The organism is Oleiphilus sp. HI0066, from assembly GCF_001635725.1.
On the sequence record NZ_LWFH01001875.1, the window covers coordinates 1 to 851 of the forward strand.

General features: G+C 43.0%; 1 protein-coding gene. It reads right to left on the reverse strand.

Annotated elements, in window-relative coordinates; translation table 11 throughout:
• Positions 1-12: 12 nt before the first annotated feature.
• The gene (locus A3738_RS28915) at positions 13-666 is read right to left on the reverse strand and encodes a tetratricopeptide repeat protein (RefSeq protein ID WP_068476702.1); all 654 of its coding nucleotides are present in this window, start codon (positions 664-666) and stop codon (positions 13-15) included.
• Positions 667-851 lie beyond the last annotated feature (185 nt).

The following is an 851-nucleotide window of genomic DNA, read 5'->3' on the forward strand; positions in this document are numbered from 1 at the left end:
CCATGAAGGTGACTAAAGGCTCTGTGTGTCCACACCCAAGTCAGACAATTTGACACCTAAAAGTGGTGCTCGTTGTGGCGCATCTTTCACCATATCAAACGCCGCTAGATAACTTTCTTTTGCTGACTCGCGATCACCTTGAAGAATGTAGATATCGCCCTTAATTTCAAGATATGCAGGGGCGAATGCTTCATCTGATGCATCGAGTAAAGCATGCGCAGCTTCATACTCACCTTTCGCTGATAGAATGCGAGCTTTACGTGCATTAACGATGTGGATCGTACGCGGGTCTTCATTTGATTCTAAAACGAAATCAAGTTCTGCAAGCGCAGTATCGTAATCTTTGGCAGTCACGGCTTGTTTCGCCAAGAACAATGCTGCAAAACGCGCATATTCAGAATCTATAAATTTCTCTTTAAGCTCGTTCGCAATAAAGCTAGCTGACTGGTCGTCGCCTAAGCCTGCTTGCTGGGTAGAGATGCTAACCAACTGCTGATATAACGCAGAGGCTGTCGCTTTATCATTCTCTACGTTGTTTTGCCATGCACGATAACCAAATACAATTGCAAGAGCAGCAACAACGGCTAGCAACACAGAACTACCGTTATTCTTCCACCAGTTTTTAATCGCTGCGATTTGTTCTTCTTCGGTCTTAAACTCGTCCACAAATTACTCCACTTAACTCAATTTCTTATTAGCAGCTAATCAGCCGCGCAGTAGTTTACTGCATTCAAACAACGATGTATTTAATCAAATCACTTTGAGCAACGCTTTTTTGTTCTTCATCACTCTTTAAAGGCTTAACCAAAGCTGTGTCGGTATCAATTTCGTTACTGCCAAGAATAACCGCA